General features: G+C 73.8%; 22 protein-coding genes. 10 read left to right on the top strand and 12 right to left on the bottom strand.

Going from position 1 to position 22801, the window contains the following annotated elements; translation table 11 throughout:
* Positions 1 to 19: 19 nt before the first annotated feature.
* From ACFOX0_RS07540 to ACFOX0_RS07525, 4 genes are all read right to left on the bottom strand, one after another.
* On the bottom strand, positions 20 to 1228 hold the full coding sequence (locus ACFOX0_RS07540; protein ID WP_377543015.1) for a TIGR02678 family protein: 1209 nt from the start codon (positions 1226 to 1228) through the stop codon (positions 20 to 22).
* The gene (locus ACFOX0_RS07535; protein ID WP_377543013.1) at positions 1225 to 2778 is read right to left on the bottom strand and encodes a TIGR02677 family protein; all 1554 of its coding nucleotides are present in this window, start codon (positions 2776 to 2778) and stop codon (positions 1225 to 1227) included. Before ACFOX0_RS07535 ends, ACFOX0_RS07540 begins: the two co-directional genes overlap by 4 nt.
* Positions 2779 to 2844: 66 nt before the next feature.
* A complete protein-coding gene (locus ACFOX0_RS07530; protein WP_377543011.1) occupies positions 2845 to 3696 on the bottom strand; it encodes a sensor histidine kinase in 852 nt (283 codons plus the stop codon).
* A gap of 157 nt (positions 3697 to 3853) precedes the next feature.
* Positions 3854 to 5335 carry an FAD-dependent oxidoreductase gene (locus ACFOX0_RS07525; protein ID WP_377543009.1) on the bottom strand — a complete coding sequence of 494 codons (1482 nt, stop codon included), beginning with the start codon at positions 5333 to 5335 and terminating at the stop codon, positions 3854 to 3856.
* 81 nt (positions 5336 to 5416) lie between these two features.
* Here ACFOX0_RS07525 and ACFOX0_RS07520 point away from each other — a divergent pair, with 81 nt between their 5' ends.
* A complete protein-coding gene (locus ACFOX0_RS07520; RefSeq protein WP_377543007.1) occupies positions 5417 to 6022 on the top strand; it encodes a TetR/AcrR family transcriptional regulator in 606 nt (201 codons plus the stop codon).
* A 4-nt stretch (positions 6023 to 6026) separates the two neighbouring features.
* Here the strand turns inward: ACFOX0_RS07520 and ACFOX0_RS07515 are convergent, their stop codons facing one another.
* Positions 6027 to 6953 carry a LysR family transcriptional regulator gene (locus ACFOX0_RS07515; protein WP_377543005.1) on the bottom strand — a complete coding sequence of 309 codons (927 nt, stop codon included), beginning with the start codon at positions 6951 to 6953 and terminating at the stop codon, positions 6027 to 6029.
* 95 nt (positions 6954 to 7048) lie between these two features.
* Between ACFOX0_RS07515 and ACFOX0_RS07510 the strand changes: the two genes are divergently transcribed.
* On the top strand, positions 7049 to 7426 hold the full coding sequence (locus ACFOX0_RS07510) for a hypothetical protein (protein ID WP_377543004.1): 378 nt from the start codon (positions 7049 to 7051) through the stop codon (positions 7424 to 7426).
* Complete coding sequence (locus ACFOX0_RS07505; protein ID WP_377543003.1) at positions 7423 to 8133, top strand: alpha/beta fold hydrolase; 711 nt, start codon at positions 7423 to 7425, stop codon at positions 8131 to 8133. Before ACFOX0_RS07510 ends, ACFOX0_RS07505 begins: the two co-directional genes overlap by 4 nt.
* Here the strand turns inward: ACFOX0_RS07505 and ACFOX0_RS07500 are convergent.
* Complete coding sequence (locus tag ACFOX0_RS07500) at positions 8130 to 8315, bottom strand: hypothetical protein (protein ID WP_377543001.1); 186 nt, start codon at positions 8313 to 8315, stop codon at positions 8130 to 8132. The genes ACFOX0_RS07505 and ACFOX0_RS07500 overlap by 4 nt on opposite strands.
* 112 nt (positions 8316 to 8427) lie before the next feature.
* Here ACFOX0_RS07500 and ACFOX0_RS07495 point away from each other — a divergent pair, with 112 nt between their 5' ends.
* Positions 8428 to 11604, top strand: coding sequence for a BTAD domain-containing putative transcriptional regulator (locus tag ACFOX0_RS07495; RefSeq protein ID WP_377543000.1), 3177 nt, complete (start codon positions 8428 to 8430; stop codon positions 11602 to 11604).
* A gap of 71 nt (positions 11605 to 11675) precedes the next feature.
* Here the strand turns inward: ACFOX0_RS07495 and ACFOX0_RS07490 are convergent, their stop codons facing one another.
* Together ACFOX0_RS07490 and ACFOX0_RS07485 are read right to left on the bottom strand one after the other, a co-directional pair.
* Entirely contained in the window at positions 11676 to 12509 is an 834-nt protein-coding gene (locus ACFOX0_RS07490; protein ID WP_377542998.1) for an ABC transporter permease, read from the bottom strand.
* Positions 12506 to 13462 (bottom strand): ATP-binding cassette domain-containing protein, encoded by a 957-nt coding sequence (locus tag ACFOX0_RS07485; RefSeq protein ID WP_377542997.1) that lies wholly within the window; start codon positions 13460 to 13462, stop codon positions 12506 to 12508. Before ACFOX0_RS07485 ends, ACFOX0_RS07490 begins: the two co-directional genes overlap by 4 nt.
* Positions 13463 to 13640: 178 nt before the next feature.
* Between ACFOX0_RS07485 and ACFOX0_RS07480 the strand changes: the two genes are divergently transcribed.
* Positions 13641 to 14492: an alpha/beta fold hydrolase gene (locus ACFOX0_RS07480; RefSeq protein ID WP_377542996.1), complete on the top strand. Its 852-nt coding sequence runs from the start codon at positions 13641 to 13643 to the stop codon at positions 14490 to 14492.
* 126 nt (positions 14493 to 14618) lie between these two features.
* Here the strand turns inward: ACFOX0_RS07480 and ACFOX0_RS07475 are convergent, their stop codons facing one another.
* The 3 genes from ACFOX0_RS07475 to ACFOX0_RS07465 are packed head-to-tail and all read right to left on the bottom strand — an operon-like array spanning position 14619 to position 16824.
* On the bottom strand, positions 14619 to 15335 hold the full coding sequence (locus ACFOX0_RS07475) for a hypothetical protein (protein ID WP_377542994.1): 717 nt from the start codon (positions 15333 to 15335) through the stop codon (positions 14619 to 14621).
* Positions 15332 to 16120 (bottom strand): hypothetical protein, encoded by a 789-nt coding sequence (locus ACFOX0_RS07470; RefSeq protein ID WP_377542992.1) that lies wholly within the window; start codon positions 16118 to 16120, stop codon positions 15332 to 15334. The genes ACFOX0_RS07475 and ACFOX0_RS07470 overlap by 4 nt, the downstream gene beginning before the upstream one ends.
* On the bottom strand, positions 16117 to 16824 hold the full coding sequence (locus ACFOX0_RS07465; RefSeq protein ID WP_377542990.1) for an ABC transporter ATP-binding protein: 708 nt from the start codon (positions 16822 to 16824) through the stop codon (positions 16117 to 16119). Before ACFOX0_RS07465 ends, ACFOX0_RS07470 begins: the two co-directional genes overlap by 4 nt.
* Before the next feature lie 134 nt (positions 16825 to 16958).
* Between ACFOX0_RS07465 and ACFOX0_RS07460 the strand changes: the two genes are divergently transcribed.
* Together ACFOX0_RS07460 and ACFOX0_RS07455 are read left to right on the top strand one after the other, a co-directional pair.
* Positions 16959 to 17819 (top strand): sensor histidine kinase, encoded by an 861-nt coding sequence (locus ACFOX0_RS07460; protein WP_377542989.1) that lies wholly within the window; start codon positions 16959 to 16961, stop codon positions 17817 to 17819.
* The gene (locus ACFOX0_RS07455) at positions 17816 to 18595 is read left to right on the top strand and encodes a response regulator (RefSeq protein ID WP_377542988.1); all 780 of its coding nucleotides are present in this window, start codon (positions 17816 to 17818) and stop codon (positions 18593 to 18595) included. The genes ACFOX0_RS07460 and ACFOX0_RS07455 overlap by 4 nt, the downstream gene beginning before the upstream one ends.
* Positions 18596 to 18605: 10 nt before the next feature.
* Here ACFOX0_RS07455 and ACFOX0_RS07450 read toward each other — a convergent pair whose 3' ends face one another.
* Entirely contained in the window at positions 18606 to 19208 is a 603-nt protein-coding gene (locus ACFOX0_RS07450; RefSeq protein ID WP_377542987.1) for a sugar O-acetyltransferase, read from the bottom strand.
* 92 nt (positions 19209 to 19300) lie between these two features.
* Here ACFOX0_RS07450 and ACFOX0_RS07445 point away from each other — a divergent pair, with 92 nt between their 5' ends.
* Genes ACFOX0_RS07445 through ACFOX0_RS07435 form a run of 3 tightly spaced genes read left to right on the top strand, consistent with a single transcriptional unit; the run spans position 19301 to position 22694 of the window.
* Positions 19301 to 19825 (top strand): PadR family transcriptional regulator, encoded by a 525-nt coding sequence (locus tag ACFOX0_RS07445; RefSeq protein ID WP_377542986.1) that lies wholly within the window; start codon positions 19301 to 19303, stop codon positions 19823 to 19825.
* The gene (locus tag ACFOX0_RS07440) at positions 19822 to 20496 is read left to right on the top strand and encodes an ABC transporter ATP-binding protein (RefSeq protein WP_377542985.1); all 675 of its coding nucleotides are present in this window, start codon (positions 19822 to 19824) and stop codon (positions 20494 to 20496) included. Before ACFOX0_RS07445 ends, ACFOX0_RS07440 begins: the two co-directional genes overlap by 4 nt.
* Positions 20493 to 22694 (top strand): FtsX-like permease family protein, encoded by a 2202-nt coding sequence (locus ACFOX0_RS07435; RefSeq protein WP_377542984.1) that lies wholly within the window; start codon positions 20493 to 20495, stop codon positions 22692 to 22694. The genes ACFOX0_RS07440 and ACFOX0_RS07435 overlap by 4 nt, the downstream gene beginning before the upstream one ends.
* The last annotated feature ends 107 nt before the right edge of the window (positions 22695 to 22801 follow it).

Below are 22801 nucleotides of genomic sequence, written 5' to 3'. Positions count from 1 at the left end.
CGGGTCGGTCGTTCGGCGGTCAGCGGGCGGAGGCTCTGGTGTCCCGGACGGTCGGCTCCGCCAGGGCGTAGCGCGCGATCGCCGGACGGGCGACGACCAGCGGGTCGTCGCCCGGTTCGACGGAGACCAGCTTCAGCGCGCGCAGCGCCTCCGTGGCCGTGGCGACCAGTTCCACCTCGGCGCCCGGGTCGGTCGCGTGCTTGCGCCAGTACGACCGGTGCGCCCGCGCCAACTCGCGGGTGTGCCGGTGCAGCTCGCTCACCCGCAGCCCGTCCCCGCCGGCCGTCGAAATCCGCTCCGCCAGCAGCAGTGTCAGGTGGCTCTGCATCCCCTCGGCCGGCATCCGGACGTCGGTCAGCTCGTCCGCCGGGTCGACCATCGCGACGCCCTCTGCCCGCACCTCGCCGACCAGGCCGGTCAGTTGGGTGATCCGGTTCAGGATGGCGAACCGCTGGCTGGTCAGGTAGGCCAGTTCGGCCCCGGTCAGCTCGTCGTAGTACACCACCGGCTGTTCGAGCAGCAACCGGGTGAGCCGGTGCCGCCGTGCCCGGTTGCGGGCGTCCTCCACGTCCGGCAGCACCTCGACGGTGAGCGCCGCCAGCCGGCCGTCGGGCGTCGACTCGCCGATCATCGACGGGCCGCGCGTGCTGGCCAGCAGTCCGGCGATCACCCGCCGGTCCACGTCGTAGAGCACGTCCCCACCGCTGCCGAGGTAGGCGTCCTCGTCCCCGGCCACCCGGCGCAGCACCCCCCAGTGCAGCAGCAACCGGACCACGGCCACCATGTCGGCGCGCCGCTCCCGCCGGTCCAGGGCGAACCTGAAGCCGGCGGCCGCCAGGGCCGGGTCGGCGGCGGCCAGCACCACGTCCTCCGCCAACCGGCCCAGGGTGATCTGCCCGTCGGCGCGTTCCAGCGCGGCCAGGGTGAGGCAGACCAGCACGTACCGTTGCCGGGAGAAGGGGGTCCTGGCCTTCGGGTCGCGGGCCGGGTGGGTCCGGTCGTGCGGGTCGGCGGTCAGCTTCATCAGGCGGATCGTCTGCGCGTCGGCGGTCAGTCGCCACCCCGTCTCCCGGTCGAACCACTCCCGCAGCTCCGACGCGTACGCGCGGACCAGCCGGAAGTCCTCGTCCGGGGTCACCCCGGCGACCAGCAGCGGGCGCAGCAGCAACAACCGGGCCGCCCGCTGCGACCGGGCCGAGTCGTCCTCGGCGGGGACGCGAGCCCTCACCCCACCACCCCCACCGGGGCGAGGTCGGTGATGTCGACCAGATGCTCCGGTCCGGTGAGCAGCCCGTCTGCGGTGACTATCCGCACCGCCGGCGCACCGTCGACGCGGACGAGGCGGACCCGCAGGGTGCCGTCGGAGGTGGTGGTGGTCACCTCCGACGCGTCCGGCCGACGGGCGGCCAGCGCGTCCCCCAACAACTGCAGGAAGAGCCGGAACTCGGCGGTGTCCAGTTCACCGAGGCGGGACAGCGGGACGGGACCGTCGGTGGCCAGTGCCGACCGGGCCCGGGCCGTCTGAGCCGTCTCGCGCTCGGTGCGTTCGGCGAGCAGCCGTCGCTGCTCGGACCGGTCGAGGACCCGGGTCGGCGAACCCCGACGCTCGTACGACCCGGTCCTGCGCAGCCGAGGGCTGATCTCCAGCCGGGGTGCCTCGTCCCACGGTGTCGTCGGCGGCATCTGCCGTTGCTCGGCCGCGGCCAGGGTCTCCGCCGTGACGGTCAGGTGGCGAGCGGGGGAGAGCCCGAAGGCGGTGTGCCACAACCGGTGCGCGGTCTCGTCGTCGGGTGCCTGGGCGAACCACAACGCCAGGGAGCGGAAGTCGGCGGACCGGTCCGACCGGCCGGCCCGACGCTCGTTGATCGCCGCCACCGCGCCGAGCAGCTGCCGGATCGCGCTGATGGCGGCGGTGCGCAGCAACCGCGCCTGGGACTGCCGGCTGGAGTCGCCGCTGACGAACCAGTCCCGCAGCCCGTTCCAGCGTTGCCGCCAGACCGCCTGTGCCTGCCGTACGGCCTGGTCGTCCGCGTCGTCGCCGGGCGCGGCGTCGGCCGCCTCCCGGCGGGCCGCCGTTTCCAGCAGCGGTCCCACCCCGGTCGCCTCGATCCGGTGAGCCAGGAGGGCGATCTCCGCGCCGCGGTTGGCGAGGTCGGCGATGAACCGCTCGAGGTACGCGATCAGCTGTTCCTTGTAGGCGAGGAAGACCGCCACGTCGGCGTCGGCGAAGTCGACCGCCCGCCGCAGCGACGCCATGAACGCCTGCGCGTTGTCGGCCAGCCCGGTGAACCGGTCGACCAGACTCATCATCAGCAGGTGCGTCTTCGCCGGGTCGGGCGCGGATCCGGCCGCCGCTCCGGTGGCGATCTCCAGCAGGGCGCGCAACCGGTCGGCGATGTCGGACAACGCCACCGACTGCAGCGAGCCACGCCGCCCGACAACCTCCTCGTACGTGGCGATCGCCTGCTCGGCGGCGTGTCCGTGAGTGGTCAACTGGTAGAGGTAGCGGGCGCGGTGGAAGTCCTCCACCGTGGTGACCCGCCCGGTGTCCGGGTCGGCCCGCAGATTGCCCCAGTCGGCGAGCTGGGCCAGCGCCGCTGTGACGGTCTCCAGCGACGGCCCGGCGCCGATCTCGGCCAGTACGTCCTCGGGACGCAGGTGCACGGTGAAGCGGCGCTTCGCCCGGACGAAGGCGTTCAGCACCTCCCGGTACAGCACGACGTTCTGCGCCTGCAGGTGCGCGAACGGCTGGGCGGTCGGGGCGGCGCCGGCGGACATCGGCCCATCATCGCAGATGCGCCCGGGAAGCCCTTCCAGCGCCGGTCGGGTAGCGGGTCGCGGGATTCACGAGGCGGCGGTGAAGCCGACCGTGACGGTGAGGCCGCCGCCCGGGTTCGGCACCACCCGCAGGTCGGCGCCGTGGCTGTCGGCGACCGCGCGTACGATCGCCAACCCCAACCCGTTGCCCCCGCCGTGGGTCCGCGGCGCGGCCAGCCGGTGGAACGGCTCCAGGATCCGGTCGACCGCGTCGGGCGGCACCAGCGGACCGGTGTTGCCGATCGCGAACACCGCCCGCGTTCCGTCGACGTGGGTCCGGACGTCGACCCGCCCGCCGTCCAGGTTGTGCCGGATCGCGTTGTCCAGCAGGTTGCCGATCAGGCTGGCCAACTGGGTCGGGTCGGCGTGCGCCAGCACGGCCGGACGCAGGTCGGTACGGACGGTGTGGCCGGCGGGAACCGGACCGCGGGCCGTCAACGCCTCGGCGGTGAGCGCGGCCAGGTCGACCGGCCGGGTGGCCGGCGGGCCCTGTTGACCCCGGGCGAGGGCCAGCAGGGCGGCAACCAGTCGTTCCTGCTGTTCCCCGATCCGCAGCAGTTCCTCGCACACGGCGCGCAGCGTCGTCGCGTCGGCGTCCGGGTCGGCGAGTGTGACCTGGATCAGCGCCCGGTGCGCGGTCAGCGGGGTGCGCAGTTCGTGCGAGGCGTCGGCGACGAACCGACGTTGGGCGGCGTAGGCGGCGTCCAGCCGGGCGTAGAGGTCGGCCAGCACGGCGAACTCGGCGTACCGGCCGAGCTCGCCGTGCTCGGGCAACCGGTCGGCGGTGGCGCCCTCGGCCGCGGCGGTGACCTCGCGCAGCGGCCGTACCGCCCGCCCGGCGAGCGCCCACCCGACCGGGACCGCCGCGAGCGCCACCACGACCAGCCCCAGGACGACCGCAGCACGGGGGCGGCGCGTCGGTCTGACGACGTGGTGCGGCCAGGCGGTGCGCGGTAGATGCCGTCGGCTGTGTTACTGGTTTGGGTTCGGGATGGTTGCTGACGTGACCGCCCTGGCCGGGGGAGTCGGTTGTCGTTCACGGCTGCGGAGCGGCCGCCGGGCTCAAGCAGTGGCTCAGATACTGCCTGACCGCCTTGGCGTCGCCGACGTCGGAGATCAACCCGATGTACCCGTCGGGACGGATCAGCACCAGCGTGCGGTCGGTCGCGCCGTAGGCGTCGGCGAGGTGGTTCCCCGTGTCGGCGATGTCGCCGGGCTCGATCGGTTGATCGACGACGTGCAGCGTCCGGACGTCGACCGCAGGCCGGTCCCCGAAGCTCAGCAATGCGAAGCGCCCGCCGCGCAAGAGGTCGAACAGCCGGCGTTCGCCGTCGACCGTCATCAGCCGGGTGGCGTCGGGTGCGCGATCGCCGGCGCGCAGCGCAGCCGCATCGTCGCGGTCGTCGCGGGCCAGGACCGAACCGCGATATCCCACATCGAGCTGGATCGTGCTCGCGTCGCGGCGGGTTGGGATGTCGTTCGATTCGAGCGCCTGCCGGAGCCGCGCGTTCGACAGTGCGAGGACGTGGGCCGCAACCGGTCGCCGCTCCGCCTCATACGTGTCGAGCAGTGCGGGAGAGGCGAACTTCCAGCCGAGATTGGCCGCGTCCTGGATGCCGGTGTTCATCCCCTGGCCGCCGGCGGGTGAGTGGATGTGCGCCGCGTCGCCGGCGAGAAACACGCGACCCTGGCGGTAACGGTCGGCGAGGCGTATGTTGGCGCGCCACAACGACGACCACTGCGGCTCGTTCAGACGGATATCTGTGCGGCCGGTCCGCCGCTCGAGGATCGCCTGCATGTTGGCCAGACTGAGGCTCGGGTCCTGGCCCGGTGCGATGCCGGCGCCGTACTGGAACAGGTTCGTCGAGGGCAGCGGGCACAGGCTGAGCACGCCCTCGTCGTGCCGCCACGCCTGCCAGGCAGCGCGATCGAGGCCGTCGACCGCCACGTCGGCAACGATCATCCGCACCTCCTCGCGGGTCTCGCCCACGAAACCGATCCCGGCCTGCTTGCGCACGACACTGTGGCCGCCGTCGCAGCCGACCAGCCACGAGGCGGTGACGGTCTCGGTGCCGCCGTCCCGGGCGAGCACCGCGGACACGCCCTCGTCCGACTGCGTGAAGCCGACCAACGTAGTTCCGAACTCGATCGCTCCGCCGAGGTCCGCCAGCCGTAGCCGCAGCGCTTCCTCCACGCGCCATTCGGGCGTGATCAGGCTTGCCGGATACGGGATGTCGGGGCGGTTCCGCAACGACTCCGGCACGGCGCCACCCAGCGTGACGCGGCCGTCCGGACCTGTCGACTGCATCGGCATCGCCATCCGCCCGTGCGCCAGCACGCGGTCGACGATCCCGAGATCGTCGAACACCTCGAGGGTGCGTGGTTGGACGCCCTTGCCGCGCGAGCCGGGTTGCGGGCCGGGAGCGGCCTCGATCAGGCGGAAGGGGACGCCGCGACGCGCGAGCTCGCAAGCCAGGGTCAGCCCGGTCGGACCGGCGCCCACGATCACTGTCGTCATTGCAGCTCCAAGAAAGGAATAACTTTCTTGTCAGAGTAGACACCCTTGTCAAGAAAGGAAAGACTTTCTAAGCTCGAACGCATGGTCACGGAACCTGTCCGCCGCCGCCGACACGGCCAAGAGCTGGAGTCCGCGCTGCTCACGGCGGCGTGGGACGAGCTCGTCGAGGTCGGCTACGCCCGCCTGACGATGGAGACGATCGCCGTTCGCGCCCGCACCAGCGAAGCCGTGCTCTACCGCCGTTGGGCCGGCAAGGATCAGCTCGTGCTGGCCGCGATCGAACACCACCGCAACGCCAACCCCATCGAGATCCCCGATCACGGCGATCTGCGGGGCGATCTGCTCGGCTACCTGACCGCCGTGAGCGACGGCCTGGCCGGCTTCTTCGCCATCGCCGCCGCGACCGCCTTCGCCGGGCTGCTGGCCGGCACCGGCCTGACCCCCGCGCAGGCACGTGATCAGGTGTTGAACGCCCAGTCGCATCCGCAAGTCCGTGTCCTCTACCAGCGCGCCCACGACCGCGGCGAGATCGATCTCGCACGCATCCCGGCCGCAGTGCTCGACATGCCGTTCGACCTGGTGCGCCACGACCTCCTGATGGACCTCAAGCCACTGACGGCCGCCCGCATCAACTCGATCGTCGACGAACTCTTCCTGCCGCTGCTGCGGGTCCACCAGGCGGGGTAGCCCGTCAGGAGATCGACGGAAGTGCCCGCTTCTCGTCCCGAGGTTGGTACGTCGCGGCGACCGCCACGGCTATCTCGATCGCCCGGGCCGCGAGCGGCGACCGGGTGCGGCCGGCCGGCCACAGCAGGTGGATCTCGCGCGGCGGGAACGCCGGCCGTGGTTCGTGGACGGTCAACGCCGCGTCGGTGGCCACGCCGGCGCCCTGGAGGACCAGCCGGGGCGGGATCGCCGAGCCGATGCCGGCCCGGACCATCGACAGCACGGCCTCGTTGGCCGCCGCCCGGAACACGATCTCCGGGCGTACGCCGGCGCGGGCGAGCGCCCCCGTCACGCCGGGTTGGTCGCAGGCCGGCGGCCAGGCCACCATCGGCCGGCCGTGCAACCGGTCCAGCCGTACCGGCCCGGCCGGGAAGTCGCCGCGCGGCGCGACCAGCAGGTACGGGTCGTCGAGCAGCTTGAGTCGCTCGACGTCGTCGCCGTCGACGCGACGGTCGAAGAACATCAGGTCGACCCGGTCGACCCGCGGCGTCTCGGTCTCCTCCTCGAACAGCCGGATGTCGCAGTCGGGGAACTCGGCCCGCAGCGCGCGGACCACCGGCGGCAGGATCACGGTGGACAGGCTCTGGAAGGTGCCGATGTCGATCCGGCCGCCGCCGGCCCGGAACCGGTCCAGGGCGATCGTCATCGCCTCGGCCCGTTCCAGCAGGTCCCGGCCGTGCGTCAGGACCACCGTGCCGAGCGGGGTGATCCGTACCGGCCTCGGTCCGCCCGGCCGGTCGAAGACCGCCCCGCCGACCGCCTTCTCCAGCGCCGCGATCTGCTGGCTCACCGACGACTGGGTGTAGCCCAGCCGCTGGGCCGCCCGCCCGAACGACCCCTCCTCGACGACGGCGGCCATGGTGGCCAGATGCCGCAACTCGATCCCGGACACGCCGTCGACGCTAGCAGGAAGTCATCGAAGATGCCGATCGCCTTCATCGGAAATGATCGCTTTTCCCGATCTCAATCGCCCCCTAGCGTGGTGGCATGACCCGCCGCCTGCGCTCGGCCCTCTGGTTGCCGCTCTTCGACGAGCTGGCCGACCCGCGTACGGTCTGGGTCGCCGGATACCCGGGCCGGACCGGGCCGCTGCGCCGGGCCGCCCGCCACGACGGGTTCTTCCCACTCGACGTCGGGCACCCCGACCGGTTGGCCGAGATGGTGGCTACCCTCACCGCGTCACGGCCCGACCGTACGTCGCCGTACGACGTCGCCGTCGCGCTGCCGCCGGGCACCGATCCCGAGCCGTACCGCCGGGCCGGCGCGACCTGGTGGCTGCCGGACCTCCCGCCGGAGGTCACCCTCGACCTGGTACGGGGAGTGCTGCGCGACGGCCCCCACGACGCGGCGGCGGACCGACCATGAGCACCTTCGTCCTGATCCACGGCGCCGGGGACGGCGGCTGGTACTGGCACCTCGTGGCGGCCGAACTGCGCGCCCGGGGACACGCCTGCGTCACGCCCGACCTGCCCGACGACGACTCGGCGACGCTGACCGACTACGCCGACACGGTGATCGGTGCGGTCGACGCGGTCGGCGACCGCACCGGCCTGGTGGTCGTGGGCCAGTCGTTCGGCGGGTTCACCGCCCCGCTGGTCGCCGACCGGCTCGCGGCCGACGCCCTCGTCCTGGTCGCCGCGATGGTCCCCGCCCCCGGCGAGGCACCCCGCGACTGGTGGGCCAATACCGGCTACCAGCGGGCCGCCCGCGAACAGGCCGCCCGGGACGGCGGCCGCACCGGCAATGACGACCCGTACGTCGCCTTCTACCACGACGTGCCCCGCGAACTGGCCGAGCGGGCGGTCGGCAGGGAACGGAACCACCCGTCCGAGGCAGCCATGAACGCGCCCTGGCCGCTGGGCTCCTGGCCCGACGTGCCGACCGGGTTCGTGCTGTGCACCGAGGACCGCTTCTTCCCGGCCGGCTTCCTCCGCCGGCTGGTCCACGACCGACTGGGCATCGTCCCGGACGAGATCGCGGCCGGCCACTGCGTGGCGCTGAGCCGCCCCCACACCCTGACCGACCTGCTCACCCACTACGCGACCACGCCCGCAGGTCCTGGCCGGGACTAGGAGAGGGGCGCCGAGGCCGCCAGGCCGAGGAGTCCCTCGCGGAGGTCGTCCACGGCTGCCTGCTCGGTGTCACCGTCGCCGTAGGCGACCACCCCGGGGTGCAGTTGGGCCCGAGCACACCAGACACCGTCCTCGTCCTGCTCGACGGAGTAGGGGACGTGCACGGTGCGGAATCCGGCCATGGTGCGAGCTTATCGGTCGCTCGACGCAACCCCGGGCACGCCGAGCCGGTACGGCCGGTGAGCCGGGCGTCGGCGGTGCACGGTCCTGGAGTACGGATGAGAGAGTTGGACCGTGCGGGTGGGGATCCTCGGGCCGTTGGAGGTCCGCGACGGCGACCGGGTCGTCGAGGTCGGCGGGGCGCGGCTGCGCGCGTTGCTGATCCGGCTCGCGCTCGATCCCGGCCGTTCGGTGGGCGTGGACGCGCTCGCCGAGGCGCTCTGGGGTGACGCCCCGCCCGCCGACACCCCCAACGCGGTGCAGTCGTTGGTGTCCCGGCTGCGCCGGGCCGTACCCGGGCTCGGAGTGTTGTCCGGCCCGGCCGGCTACCGGCTCGCCCTCGGTCCCGACGACGTCGACGCCGAGCGGTTCGCGCGGCTGGCCCGCGCGGGCCGGGAGGCGCTGCGCGACGGCGACGCCGGGCGGGCCCTGGCCGACCTGCGGGCCGCGTTGGCCCTCTGGCGCGGCCCGGCGCTGGCCGAGGTCGCCGACGCGCCGTACGCGAGCGCCGCCGTGGCCCGGTTGGCGGAGCTGCGGCTGTCCGCGCTGGAGGACCGGGCCGAGGCGGAACTGCGCACCGGACTGACCGCGCCGGCCGTCGCCGAACTCGACGAGCTGACCGCCGCCCACCCGCTGCGTGAACGGCTCGCCGCGTTGCACCTGCGGGCGCTGGCGGCCGCCGGTCGACCGGCCGAGGCACTCACCGCGTACGAGCGGATCCGTCGGCGGCTGGCCGACGAGCTGGGTGTCGACCCGTCCGCGGACCTGCGCGCCGCCCACCTGGCGCTGCTGCGCGGCGACGCGGCCGGGCCGGGCGCGTCGCCGGGGGAGCCCCCGGCCCGGCTCCCCGCGCCACGGGGCAACCTGCGGGCCGCGCTCACCACCTTCGTCGGTCGGGACGAGGACCTGCGCCGGCTCACCAAGCAGCTCGCCGGGAACCGGCTGGTCACCCTGATCGGGCCGGGCGGCGCGGGCAAGACCCGACTGGCCGGCGTGGCCGCCGCCGTGCTCGCCGAGGACATCGCCGGTGGCGCCTGGCTGGTCGAGCTGGCGCCGATCACCGACCCGGCCGACGTGCCGCGGGTCGTGCTCGACACGCTCGGCCGGCGGACCGACCGGCCGGGCGAAACCGTCGGCCTCGCGCCGCGCGACACGATGGGCCGGTTGGTCGACACGCTGTCCACCGACGAGACCCTGATCGTGCTGGACAACTGCGAACACGTCGTCGACGCCGCCGCCCGGCTGGCCGACGACCTGCTCGGCCGCTGCCCGGGGCTGCGGGTGCTGGCCACCTCCCGGGAGCCGCTGGGCATCCTCGGCGAGGTGCTCGACGCCGTACCGCCGTTGCGGCTGCCACCGGCGGACGCGGCACCGGTCGACGCGCTGGCGTACCCGTCGGTGCAGTTGTTGCGCGACCGGGCCGCGGCGGTGCGGTCCGGCTTCGCGGTGACCGACGACAACGTCGCGGACGTGGTGGAGATCTGCCGCCGCCTCGACGGGCTGCCGCTGGCGATCGAGCTGGCCGCGGCCCGGCTGCGGACGCTCTCACCGCGCCAGGTCGCCGCCGGCCTGGACGACCGGTTCCGGCTGCTCACCGGCGGCAGCCGGACCGCCCTGCCGCGGCACCGGACGCTGCGCGCGGTGGTCGACTGGAGCTGGGGGCTGCTCACCGGGGACGAGCGTCGCCTGGCCGAACGGCTCGCCGTGTTTCCGTCGTCGATCACCGCCGACTCGGCGGCCGGCGCCGGCGGGGACGACGCCGCGGCGCTGCTCGACGCGCTGGTCGACAAGTCGCTGCTGCAGGTGGTCGGCGACGGCCGGTTCCGGATGCTGGAAACCATCCGGGAGTACGGCCTGGAACGGCTCGCCGCGGCCGGCGGTGTCGCCGACGTCCGCGCCGCCCACGCCGGCTACTTCCTGCGGCTGGTCCGGACCGCCGATCCGCACCTGCGCACCGCCGGTCAGTTGCCCTGGCTGCGGCTGCTGGAGGCGGAACGGGAGAACATCGTCGGCGCCCTGCACTTCGCCTGCGACGCGGGCGACGCCGACACCGCACTGCGGATCGGTGCGGCGCTGGCCCTGCCGCTGGTGATCTGGGGCGACGGTGGGATCGGCGGGGACGTGCTCACCCGCACCCTCACGCTGCCCGGGCCGGCCCCGGCCGCCGAGCGCGCCGTCGTGCTCGCCATCCGCATGATCACCGACATGTTCGGTAACGAACGGGTCCCGGGCGGGTCGGAGATCGCCGCGCTGGCGGCCGCCATCGACGCGACGCGGGGTTCCGACAACCCGTACCTGCCGCTGGTCGACGCGTTTCTGGCCATCTTCACCGACGACACCGCCGCCGGCATCGCCGCGGTGGACCGGGGGCGGGTCCATGCCGACCCGTGGACCAGCGGCATGTTGCTGGCGTTGTGCGGCCAGCTCAAGGAGAACGACGGCGACGCCGAGGGGATGCTTACCGACCTGACCCGGGCGGTGACCGAGCTGCGCGCGGTCGGCGAACGGTGGAGCCTGTCGATGACCCTGGCCCAGTACGCGGACGCGCTCACCAAGCGCGGCGACTATCCGGGAGCGACGGCCGCGCTGGAGGAGTCGGCCCGGCTGTCCCGGGAGCTCAGTCCCGCCGAGGAACCGGGGATCCAGATGGTCTGGCTGGCCGGCATGCGGGCCCGCTCCGGCGACGTACCGGGGGCCAAGGCGGACCTGCGCCGGTTCGTCGCGGAGCGGACGGCGGGCCGGGACGGTCGGGAGGTCGTGTTCGGGCTGATGGCGCTCGGCGAACTCGCCCGGCTGGAGGGTTCGCTCGACGAGGCGCAGGAGTGCGTCGACGCGGCGTGGCGTCGCCAGGAGACCTGGCCGGGGATGGCGCCGCAGATGGGCGGTCTCATCTCGGCCGCGAAGGCGCACCTCGCGCTGGCCCGCGGCGACCTGCCGGCCGCCCGCCGGTGCATGTCCGAGGCCACCGACCGCGGCCTCGGTGCCCGCGACATGCCGGTCCTGGCGACCATCACGGTCGGCTGGGTGGCCGTCGCGGCGGCCGAGCACCGGTACGAGCGGGCCGCCGAACTGCTCGGCGCCTCCGACTCGTTGCGCGGTCGGCCGGATAAGTCCAATGTGGATGCCCAGCGGCTGGCCGAGCGGCTGCGCGCGGAGCTGGGCGACGTGGCGTACGCCGCCGCGTACGCCACGGGGAACGGCCTGGCCCGGGCCGACGCCCTGGCGATGCTGGGCGCCGACCCGGTCGGGTGAGCCGCCGCGTCGTCGAGCACGGCGGCCGCGCCGGGCCGCGGTTCAGGCGCGACCCGGCGACTCCCGTCGACTCAGGCCCGCCGCCGGTACGCCCGCACCGCGAGCGGCGCGAAGACCGCGATGATGGCCACGGTCCAGATCAGCGACCGGGTCACCGGACCGGCCACCGGGCCACCGACGACCAGACCCCGCGCGGCGGCCATCACGTCCGCCACCGGGTTGACCTTGACCCACCACTGCAGCCAGCCGGGCAGGGTGTCCGTCGGGACCATCATGTTGGTGCCGAAGGTCAGCGGAAACATGATCAGGAAGGCGGTGCCCTGCACCGCGCCCGGGCTGCGCATCAGCACGCCGATCAGCACGCCGACCCAGGTGACGGCGAACGCGAACGCGATGGTCAGCAGGCAGGCCGCGAGGGTGGACAACGGGTCGGTGCCGATCCGGAAGCCGATCGCGTACCCGAAGCCGAACAGCACCAGGATCGAGACCACGAACCGGACGAGGTCGCCCAGCACCGAACCGATCAGCGGCGCGGACCGGGCGATCGGCAAGCTGCGGAACCGGTCGAAGACGCCCTTCTCGATGTCGGTGTTGAGGCTGACGCCGGTGGCCGCCGACGCGAACAGCACGGTTTGCACCATGATTGCCGGCAACAGGAACTGCAGGTACGCGTGCTGCGAACCGGAGATCGCGCCGCCGAGCAGGTAGACGAAGATCAGCACGAAGATGATCGGTTGCAGGGTCACGTCCAACAGTTGCTCGGGCGTCCGGACCGTCTTGATCAAACTCCGGTGGGCGAGCGCGAGACTGTGCCGGAACAGCCCGAAGGGCCGCTTCCGGTCGTCCCCCGCCACCGGGGTACGGGTCTGCCGCGGCGCCCGCGCCGCGTGGGTCGCCGTGCTCATGCTGATACCTCCGCAGGGGTCTGGGCGCCGTGGCCGGTCAGCGTGAAGAACACCTCGTCCAGGCTGGGCAGTCGCAGCGCCAGCTCGACCACCCCGATGCCGGCCTCGTCGAGCCGCCGGACGACCATGGTGAACGTCGCGTCGCTGTCCACCGGCACGGTGAGCAGGCCCGGCCTGGGCAACTCCGGATCGTGGCCGGTGCAGGCGCGCAGGACCTCCGCGACGTCGCCCACCCGGGCCGGGTCGGTCGGCCGGACCACGATGGTCTGGCTGCCGGCGATCCGCTTCAGCTGCGCCGGGGTGCCGTGCGCGATCACCCGGCCGTGGTCGATCACCGAGATCTCGTCGGCCAGCGCGTCGGCCTCGTCCAGGTACTGCGTGGTGAGCAGCACCGTCGAACCGTCGTCGACCAGCGAGCGGACCACGCCCCACATGTCCTCGCGCTTGGCCGGGTCCAGGCCGGTCGTCGGCTCGTCCAGGTAGATCACGTCCGGCCGGCCGACCAGGCTCGCCGCCAGGTCCAACCGCCGGCGCATGCCACCGGAGTACGTCTTGGCCGGCCGTCCGGCCGCCTCGGTCAGGTCGAACCAGGCCAGCAGTTCGGTCGCCCGGGCCCGGGCCTCCCGCCGGGTCAGGTCGAGCAACTGGCCGATCAGCACCAGGTTCTGCGTGCCGGTCAGGTCCTCGTCGACCGAGGCGTACTGCCCGGTCAGCCCGATCATCCGCCGGACCCGCGCGGCGTCGCGGACCACGTCGTACCCCCCGACGGTGGCGCGTCCGGAGTCGGCGCGCAGCAGTGTGGCGAGGATCCGTACCGCGGTGGTCTTGCCGGCGCCGTTCGGCCCCAGCACGCCCAACACGGTCCCCCGTCGTGCGGCGAGGTCGATCCCGGCCAGTGCGGTCGTCGTACCGAACCGCTTGACCAGGCCCTCCGCCTCGAATGCGTAACTCATGCGGTCACCCTGACCGGTGCCGCTGGCAATCCGCGCACACCACGCTGGCAACGGCCCGCACGCCCCGCTGGCAGCGCGCCGGCCCCCAGCGGGCGACGCCCCCCGCGGGCGCCGGGCAGGCGTAGCGGCGGCCGGTTCGGGAATGCCGCCGGAACGCACCACGTCAGGAGGAGAGATCATGCCGTTCGTCACCGTGGGCGCCGAGAACTCCGCGCCCGTCGACATCTACTACGAGGACCACGGCGCGGGTCGACCGGTGGTCCTCATCCACGGTTTCCCGTTCAACGGGGCGACCTGGGAGAAGGTGAGCGGACCGCTGCTCGCCGCCGGATACCGGACGATCACCTACGACCGGCGCGGATTCGGAAACTCCTCGCACACCGCCGGTGGGTACGACTACGACACGTTCACCGCCGATCTCGACACCCTGATGCGGGAACTCGACCTGCGCGACGCCATTCTGATCGGACACTCGATGGGAACCGGCGAGGTGACCCGCTACCTCGGCCGGTACGGGTCCGACCGGGTGGACCGGGCGGTGCTGCTGGCGCCGCTCGCCCCGTTCCTGCTCAAGACCGCCGACAATCCCGAGGGCGTGGAGCAGCGCCTGTTCGACGGGTTCAAGCAGGCCATCCTCGCCGACCGGTTCGCCTTCCTCAGCCAGTTCTGCAACAACTTCTTCAACTGGGACCAGAACAAGGGGAAGCTGGTCAGCGAGGAGGCGTACCGGGCGCACTGGAACATCGGCGCGCAGGCGTCGGCGAAGGCCACGCTGGACTCCGTGGACGCCTGGCTCACCGACTTCCGGGACGACGTATCCCGGATCGACGTACCGGTGCTGATCGTCCAGGGTGACCAGGACAGGGTCCTGCCGTATCCGGCGACCGGGCAGCGGTTGCAACCGATGCTGCCGGGCAGCCAGTTGATCACCCTGAAGGGCGCACCGCACGGCACTCCGTGGACCAACGCGGACGAGGTCAACAGGGCGATCATGGAGTTCATCGGCCAGCCCGCGATGGCCCACGCCTGACCGGTCACGCGTCGGACGCCACCTGTCCGGTGGCGCCCGACGCGGTCGTCAGTGGACAGGTGACGCCCGACGCGGTCGCCAGCGGACGCGCCGGGACCGCGGTAGCGTCCGTCGACGGTGAGGCTGTCACGCGTCGAGCCGCCGGAAGGTGGTCGCCGCCGCCGCGCCGACGGCCACGATCCACCCGAGCAGCACCAGGCCGCCGTCGGGGGCCGTCAGCCCCGGGCTCGGGACGGCGTAGAGCGCCTGGCCGGCCCGGTCCGGGAGCAGCCGGGCGTACCCGGTGAGCCCGGCCAGCAGGGGCGAGACGACCAGCACCAGCCCGAGCATGGCCACCAGCGCGGGGACCAGCGCCCGCAGCAGGACGGCCAGCACGTGGCCGAGCAGCCCGATCCCGACCAGGTAGGCCGCCGCCCCGACGAGCCGGCCCGGATCCGGCCGCACCGACCCGCCGGCCCCGAGGCCCGCCACCAGCAGCCCCGCACCCAGTGCGGCGCCGCTGGTGACGGTCGCGACGGCCAGGTACGCGACGGCCCGACCGGCCAGCAGCAGCAACCGGTTCGGACAGGCCACCAGGGTGGTCCGGAGCTGATTGCCGCCGTACTCGACCGCCGCGCCGACGACGCCCAGCAGGATCGTGCCGACCTGCAGGAACGCGACCGTGCGCAGCGTCGTCGCCGTACCGTCGACGCCGGCCGCCCCGGTCCGCCGGGCCGCGGCGACCAGGGCCGCCGCGACGGTGACCGCCGTGCCGACCGTGCCGAGCGCCGTGGCGACGACGATCGGCAGGGTGCGCAGCTTGTCCACCTCGGCCCCGACGACGTCGGCGAACGCGCGGCTCACGCGTCCCGCCGGTGCAGCACGACGGCCGCCACCGCCAGCAGCCCGACCGTCCAGGCGGCCATGACCAGGCCGCCGGTGAGCGGGGCGAGCGCGTCGGCGAGCACCGGGTTGTCGCCGAACAGCCGGATGCCGGCCAGGTCGGGCAGGTAGTGCGCCAGCGGGGTCAGGTAGGACAGCAGCAGCGAGAACGACACCAGCGAGTTGTCCACGATGAGCACGATCAACGGCGCGATCCCGTTGCGGGTCAGCACCGTGACCGCCAGGGCGATGAGGGCCGTGAGGGCCCAGTAGACGGTCGCCCCGACCGCCCGCGCCGCGATCTGGCCCGGCGGCGCCGTCGGGCCGCCGGCGGTCCCGACGACGGCGTACGCGGCGACGAGCGAGCCGGGGATCGACACCACGGCCGACCCGACGACCAGCAGTACGACCACGCTCGCCTTGGCCAGCAGCAGGCGCAGCCGTCGGGGACAGGCCGTCAGGGTCGAGGTGATCTGTCGCCCGCCACCCGCGTCCCCGCTGTTCGAGGTGTACTCGCTGCTGATCGCCACGACGCCGAGGACGACCGCGCCGACCGTACCGAGCGGAAGCGCCGAGAAGGCGGCCTCCACCCAGGAGGTGTAGCCGACCAGGTCCGCCCGCCCGGAGGCCAGCGCGTTGCGGACGGAGATCGAGTTGACCAGGGTGATCGCGAGCGAACCGGCGACGGCGACGGCCAGCGCCGCGTACGTCGCGGGCAGCGTGGCCGCCTTGCGCAGTTCGGCGCGGGCCAACCGGTGGAAGCTCACCGTGCCTCCCGCGGCTCGGTGAGGGCGAAGAAGGTCTCCTCGACCGTGGCGTACCCGGCGGTGACCTGCCCGATCGGGCCGGCAGCGACGACCCGGCCGCGGGTGATGACGACCAGGTCGTCGGCCACCTCGGCGACCTCGCCCATCAGGTGGCTGGACAGCAGCACGGTCCCACCCGCGTCGGCGTGGGCGCGCAGCAGGCCCCGGATCCACCGGATGCCGTCCGGGTCGAGGCCGTTCACCGGCTCGTCCAGCACCAGCGTCCGCGGCTCGCCGAGCAGGGCCGCGGCGAGCCCGAGCCGCTGCCCCATGCCGAGCGAGAACCTGCCGACCCGGGTCCGGCCGGTCCCGGCGAGGCCGACCTGGTCGAGCACCTCGTCGACCCGGCGTCGGGGGATACCGTTGCCGCGCGCGAGCCAGGCCAGGTGGTTGCGGGCGGTACGGGACCGGTGCGCCCCGGAACCGTCCAGCATCGACCCGACCGTCCGCAGTGGCCGGCGCAGCTCCCGGTACGGCCGGCCGTCGACCAGCGCCCGGCCGGCGTCGGCCCGGTCCAGCCCGAGCAGGATCCGCAGGGTCGACGACTTGCCGGCCCCGTTGGGCCCGACGAAGCCGGTCACCCGGCCCGGGTCGGCCCGGAAGCTGACGTCGCGCAGGACGTCCCGGCCGCGCCGCCGTTTGACGACACCTTCGATGAGAAGCATGACCGCCATCCCAGCCGGGATCGGCGGGCCTGTCGTCGGGTCACGGTCGGGAATCGGCGTACCGGTGCTCGGACTCAGGTCCTGCGACCGGAGTCCGATTGTCCGGGCCGGCGCGGCGAACCTACACTCCGCGGATGGACAGCACCGACCGGCCGGCCTGGCGGTCCCGGGTCTGGCCGGGCGCCGGGGCGCTGCTCGTCGTCCTCGTCCTGTTGCTGCTGACGGTCGGTGGCACCGGTCCCGCCGCGACGGTGGTGCCCCTGCTCCTCGCCGCCGGCGCCGGCGCCGTGCTGATCTGGGCGCTGTCGCGCACCCGCCGGCACCGCCGGGAGTACGAGCACCGGCTGACCGCCTGGGCCGGCGAGCGGGCCGCGCACGCCGAACGCCTGCGGGTCGCCCGCGAACTGCACGACCTGGTCTCGCACGGGCTGGGCCTGGTCACCGTGCGGGCCGCCGCGGCCGGCCGGATGCCCGGCCCGGACGGTGACCGGGAACGCGCCGACGCGCTCGCCGACATCGAGCGGGTGGCCCGGGAGACCACGACGGAACTGCGGCGGATGCTCGCGGTGCTGCGTACGCCGGGTGACGACCCGCTGCCGCTGCTGCCCGCGGCCACGCTCGCCGACCTGCCCGCGATCGTCGCGGCGGCGGCCGGCGCCGGGCTGTCCGCCACGCTCGACGTGGCGGACCTCGGCGTCGTGTCGCCGGGCGGGCAACTGGCCGTCTGCGCGGTCGTCCGGGAGGGCCTGGGCAACGCCGCCCGGCACGCCGGCCCGACCAGGGTCCGGGTCACCGTGCGCCGCGACGGCGCCGCGCTCGTGGTCGGCGTCCAGGACGACGGACCCCGGGACGGCTGGACGTCCCGGCCCGGTGCCGGCCACGGGCTGACCGGGCTGCGCGAACGCGTGACCGCGCTGGGCGGCACGCTGCTGGCCGGTCCCGCCGGGCCGGGTTTCCGCCTCACCGCCCGGCTGCCCGACGGGCCCGCCCGATGACCGTACCGCGGCCGGAACCGTCACGGCCCGAGCCACCGGTCGAACCGCTGCGGGCCGGGCCGCCGCCCGCCGAACCGTCCCGGGCCGGGCCGCCGCCCGCCGGATCGCCGCCGGCCGTGCGGGTGCTCGTCGCGGACGACCAGCCGCTGCTGCGGCACAGCCTGGCCATCATCCTCGGCGCCGCCGGCTTCGAGGTCGTCGGCGAGGCCGGCACCGGCCCGGAGGCCGCGGCGCTCGCCCGCGAGCTGCGCCCGGACGTCGTCCTGATGGACATCCGGATGCCCGTCGGCGACGGCATCGCCGCGACCCGCGCCATCACCGCCGACGCCGAGCTGCGCGCCGTCCGCGTCGTCGTGCTCAGCATGTTCGAGCTGGACGAGTACGTGTACGGCGCGCTGCGCGCCGGGGCCAGCGGTTTCCTGCTCAAGGACGCCCACCCCGACCAGTTGGTCGACGCCGTCCGCCGGACCCACGCCGGGGAGTCGTTGTACGCCCCCAGCATCCTGACCCGGCTCGTCGAGCACTACCTGGCTCGGCCCGGCGGCCGACGGGCACCCGCCCTGGCCGTCCTCACCGGGCGGGAGACCGACATCCTCGTGCACGTCGCCCGTGGCCTGTCCAACGACGAGATCGCGAACGCGCTGCACATCTCCGTGAAGACGGTCAAGACGCACATCGGCAACCTGCTCACCAAGCTCGCCGCCCGGGACCGCGCCCAACTCGTCATCGCCGCGTACGAGGGCGGTCTGGTCGCCCCGCGACCCGCCGGGCGCTGACCGCCGCCGCTCAGCCCGGCTGCTCGCCGGTGGCTCCGGGGTCGAGCCGACGGACGATCCGGGCCGGGTTGCCGACCGCGACGACGTCGGCGGGCAGGTCGCGGGTGACCACCGAGCCGGCGCCGACGACGGTGTTCTCGCCGATGGTGACGCCGGGCAGGACGACGGCCCCGCTGCCCAGCCACACGTTGTCGCCGATCGTGATCGGCTTCGCGGCCTCCCACTTCGCCCGGCGCGGTTCCGGTTCGATCGGGTGCGTCGGGGTCAGCAGCTGGACATTCGTGCCGATCTGCACGTCGTCGCCGATGGTGATCGCGGCGACGTCCAACGCCACCAGGCCGTAGTTGGCGAAGGTTCGGGCACCGACCCGGATGTTCTCGCCGTAGTCCACCCGCAGCGGTGGCCGGATCTCGGTGTCCTCGCCCACGGCGCCCAGCAGCTCGGTCAGCACCCGCCGCCGGGTGTCGCAGTCCCGCGCGGACGTCGCGTTGTACTCGTCCATCAGGTCGAACGCCCGCAGGGCGCGCTCGCGCAGCTCCGGGTCGTCGGCGAGGTAGAGGTCACCGGCGCGCATCCGCTCACGCATGGGCCGGCCGTCGGTGGGATCCGTCACCGGGGGAGGGTATCGCGCGCACTCCCGCCGCCGAGCAGGATCTACGCCAGAGGTATATACGCGGGGTATACGCGCGGGGTATGGTCGTCGGCATGAGCGTTCCCATGACCCTGCTTGGCCTGCTCGAACGCGAACCGAGCCACGGCTACGACCTCAAACGCGACTACGACACCTTCTTCAGCCGGGGCAAGCCGCTGCCGTTCGGTCAGGTCTACGCCACCCTCGGCCGGCTCACCCGGGACGGCAAGATCGTGATGGACGAGGTCGCGCCGGGCGAGGGCCCGGAACGCAAGCGGTACGTCATCACCGAACGCGGCGCCACCGAGGTCGACACCTGGCTGACCGAGCCGGTCGAGGCCGAGCCGAACCTGCAGAGCCTGCTGTTCACCAAGGTGGTGCTGGCACTCATGCTGGACCGTCCCGCGCAGGAGTACCTCGACGCCCAGCGCGCCACCCACCTGCGCCGGATGAAGGAACTCACCGAGATCAAGCGGGGCGGCAGCCTGGTCGACACCATGCTGGCCGATCACGGCCTGTTCCACCTGGAGGCCGACCTGCACTGGATCGACACCACGGTCGCCCGGCTGGACGCGCTGCGCCGGGAGGTGAAGCGGTGACCGCCGCGATCGAGGCGCGGGACGCCGCCCTGTCCTTCGGCGAGACCCCGGCACTGCGTGGGGCGAACCTCTCGGTGGCGACCGGCGAGATCGTCGCCGTGATGGGCCCGAGCGGTTCCGGGAAGTCGACCCTGCTGCACTGCCTGGCCGGCATCCTGGTCCCCGACTCCGGTGAGATCCGCTTCGCCGGCCGCCGGATCGACACCCTCGGCGAGCGGGAACGCAGCCTGCTGCGCCGGGACACGTTCGGCTTCGTCTTCCAGTTCGGCCAGCTCGTACCGGAGCTGACCGCGGCGGAGAACGTGGCGTTGCCGCTGCTGCTCGGCGGCGTGAAACGGGCGGCCGCGCTGGCGCAGGCGCGGCCCTGGTTCGACCGGCTCGGCCTGACCGGGCTGGAAGGGCGCCGCTCCGGCGAGCTGTCCGGCGGGCAGGCGCAGCGGGTGGCGCTGGCCCGGGGCCTGGTCGCCCGGCCGCAGGTGCTGTTCGCCGACGAGCCGACCGGGGCGCTGGACACGCTGACCGGCGAGCAGGTGATGGACCTGCTGGTCACCGCCGCCCGCGAGCAGGGCACCACCGTCGTCCTGGTCACCCACGAGGCCCGCGTCGCCGCGTACGCCGACCGGCAGGTCGTGGTCCGTGACGGTCGGGTGAACGCGCTGGTGGCGGCATGATCCCCCTCGGGGTACGGCTGGCCCTGGCCGGCGGCCGGGAGGCCGTCACCCGGCTCGCCGTCATCACCGCCGCGGTGGCGCTCGGCGTCGGCCTGCTGCTGGCCGCCCTCGCCGGCATGAACGCCGTCGGCACCCAGAACCAGCGGTACGCCTGGCTCAACACCGCCGTCGTGCCGGCCGCCGACGCGTCGGCCACCGACGCCATGCTGTGGCAGGTCCGCCGGGACTACTACCACGGCAGGTCGATCGGCCGGGTCGAGATCGCCGCGCTGGGGCCGGGCGCTCCGGTACCGCCGGGGATGCCCCGGCTGCCCGGACCGGGGGAGTACTACGCCTCGCCGGCCCTGGACGCGCTGCTGCGGTCCACGCCGGCCGCCGAACTCGGCGACCGGTTTCCCGGTCACCCGATCGGCCTCCTCGGCCGGGACGCGCTGCCGTCGCCCGACTCGCTGCTGATCGTCCTGGGCCGTACGCCGGCGCAGCTGGAACCCCTGGGCCCGCAACGGGTCGACCGGATCATGACCACCTCGCCGGACGAGTGCACCATGGACTGCTACGTCGGGATCAACGGCGCCGGCATGAAGCTGACGCTCGCCGCCGTCGCCGCCGGGCTGCTCTTCCCGGTGCTCATCTTCATCGGCACCGCGACCCGGCTCGCCGCCACCCGGCGGGAGCAACGCTTCGCCGCGATGCGGCTGGTCGGCGCCACCCCACGGCAGACCTCCGTCATCTCGGCGGTGGAGTCGACGCTCGCCGCCGCGGTGGGCACCGCCGCCGGGTTCGGCGTGTTCCTCGCCCTGCGGCCCGGTCTCGCGGCCATCCCGTTCACCGGCGAGCGGTTCTTCGGCACCGACCTGTCGCTCACCGCCGCCGACCTGCTGCTGGTCGCCGTCGGGATCCCGCTCGGCGCCGTGGTGGCGTCCGTGCTGGCGCTGCGCCGGGTACGGATCTCACCGCTGGGCGTGAGCCGGCGGGTCACGCCGAGACCGCCGCGTGCCTGGCGACTGATCCCACTGGTCGCCGGGCTCGCCGAGCTGGCGTACTTCATCGGCCGTCGGCCGCAGTCGACCGACGGGCAGATCACCGCGTACATCTCGGGGTTCGTGCTGACCCTGATCGGGCTGGTGCTGGCCGGGCCGTGGCTGACCATGACCGGCGCCCGGCTGCTGGCCGGGCGGGCGGGCCGCCCGGCGGCGCTGATCGCCGGCCGGCGGCTGGCGGACAACCCGCAGGCCGGGTTCCGGTCGATCAGCGGGCTGGTCGTGGCGCTTTTCGTGACCAGCGTCGCCACCGGCACGATCACCACGTTCGTCGCCAACCGCGGCGCGCCCAGCGGCGACTCGCTGGCGGTCAGCAGCCTCGCGAAGACCTTCTGGCCGGAGGACGGTCCGGCGCCCTCCGCGGACCAGATCCCGGCCGGCCTCGCGGCGGTCCCCGGCGTGCGGCAGGTGATCGTGTTGCGTCACAACCCGGACCGGAACGCCTGGCAGGGCTTGATCACCTGTGCCGAACTGGACCGCCTCCGGGTGTTCGGTGGTTGTCCGGCCGGCGCCGAGGTCGCGGCAGTCCCCAGCGACCTGGTCGGACCGCGCGCTCTCGACCTGCCCGCGCAGGAGCGCCACGTCTGGGACGCCGCCACCATCCCGGCCGCCGAGGTCGCCCGGCAGCCGATCCTGTCCATCGTGGTCGACACGACCGGTCCGGTCGCCTTCGAACGGGCCCGCACCATGATGATCAACGCGTTCCCGCGCGGTCAGTTCCCCGCGAGTGGCGCCGAGTGGGCGGCGGACAACTCCCGGGAACTGGTCCAGTTCCAGCGGCTGGCCGACGTCATCATGCTGGCCAGCCTGCCGATCGCCGGGTGCAGCCTGGCGGCGGCCGTGGCCGGCGGGTTGAGCGACCGGAAACGGCCGTTCAGCATGCTGCGGCTCACCGGCGTACAACTGGGCACGCTGCGCCGGGTGGTGGCACTGGAGACGGTGGTGCCGCTGCTGGTGGTCTCGGTCGTGGCGCTCGGGACGGGTTTCCTGGCCGCGCACCTGTTCCTGCGCGCGCAGTTGCGCTACGACCTGCTCGCGCCGCCCCCGTCGTTCTGGCTCATGGTGGCCGCCGGCCTGGCGGTGTCGCTCGCCATCGTGGCCTCGACGCTCCCGCTGCTGCGCCGCATCACCGGCCCCGAAGCCGCCCGCAACGACTGACCCGCCCTTTTTCCTCCCCTCCGCCGAGGCGGCGAGAGCGGCAATGTCCCCGACCTTGCTGCGACGTGCTGACGTTGAGGCAGCGATGTCGGGGACATTGCTGCCTG

The sequence above is a fragment of the Micromonospora zhanjiangensis genome (assembly GCF_042650605.1).
Classification (GTDB): domain Bacteria; phylum Actinomycetota; class Actinomycetes; order Mycobacteriales; family Micromonosporaceae; genus Micromonospora_J; species Micromonospora_J zhanjiangensis.
Note: the sequence above shows the minus strand (reverse complement) of the source record. Positions and strands in the feature narration are given on the sequence as shown.

What these genes read in the sequence shown, in the direction of transcription:
- ACFOX0_RS07490 (WP_377542998.1), bottom strand. Translation starts at nt 12,509, where the DNA reads ATGAGCACGGCGACCCACGCGGCGCGGGCGCCGCGGCAGACCCGTACC.
- ACFOX0_RS07465 (WP_377542990.1), bottom strand. Translation starts at nt 16,824, where the DNA reads ATGCTTCTCATCGAAGGTGTCGTCAAACGGCGGCGCGGCCGGGACGTC.
- ACFOX0_RS07480 (WP_377542996.1), top strand. Translation starts at nt 13,641, where the DNA reads ATGCCGTTCGTCACCGTGGGCGCCGAGAACTCCGCGCCCGTCGACATC.
- ACFOX0_RS07485 (WP_377542997.1), bottom strand. Translation starts at nt 13,462, where the DNA reads ATGAGTTACGCATTCGAGGCGGAGGGCCTGGTCAAGCGGTTCGGTACG.
- ACFOX0_RS07520 (WP_377543007.1), top strand. Translation starts at nt 5,417, where the DNA reads ATGGTCACGGAACCTGTCCGCCGCCGCCGACACGGCCAAGAGCTGGAG.
- ACFOX0_RS07435 (WP_377542984.1), top strand. Translation starts at nt 20,493, where the DNA reads ATGATCCCCCTCGGGGTACGGCTGGCCCTGGCCGGCGGCCGGGAGGCC.
- ACFOX0_RS07455 (WP_377542988.1), top strand. Translation starts at nt 17,816, where the DNA reads ATGACCGTACCGCGGCCGGAACCGTCACGGCCCGAGCCACCGGTCGAA.
- ACFOX0_RS07500 (WP_377543001.1), bottom strand. Translation starts at nt 8,315, where the DNA reads ATGGCCGGATTCCGCACCGTGCACGTCCCCTACTCCGTCGAGCAGGAC.
- ACFOX0_RS07445 (WP_377542986.1), top strand. Translation starts at nt 19,301, where the DNA reads ATGAGCGTTCCCATGACCCTGCTTGGCCTGCTCGAACGCGAACCGAGC.
- ACFOX0_RS07460 (WP_377542989.1), top strand. Translation starts at nt 16,959, where the DNA reads ATGGACAGCACCGACCGGCCGGCCTGGCGGTCCCGGGTCTGGCCGGGC.
- ACFOX0_RS07510 (WP_377543004.1), top strand. Translation starts at nt 7,049, where the DNA reads ATGACCCGCCGCCTGCGCTCGGCCCTCTGGTTGCCGCTCTTCGACGAG.
- ACFOX0_RS07505 (WP_377543003.1), top strand. Translation starts at nt 7,423, where the DNA reads ATGAGCACCTTCGTCCTGATCCACGGCGCCGGGGACGGCGGCTGGTAC.
- ACFOX0_RS07535 (WP_377543013.1), bottom strand. Translation starts at nt 2,778, where the DNA reads ATGTCCGCCGGCGCCGCCCCGACCGCCCAGCCGTTCGCGCACCTGCAG.
- ACFOX0_RS07525 (WP_377543009.1), bottom strand. Translation starts at nt 5,335, where the DNA reads ATGACGACAGTGATCGTGGGCGCCGGTCCGACCGGGCTGACCCTGGCT.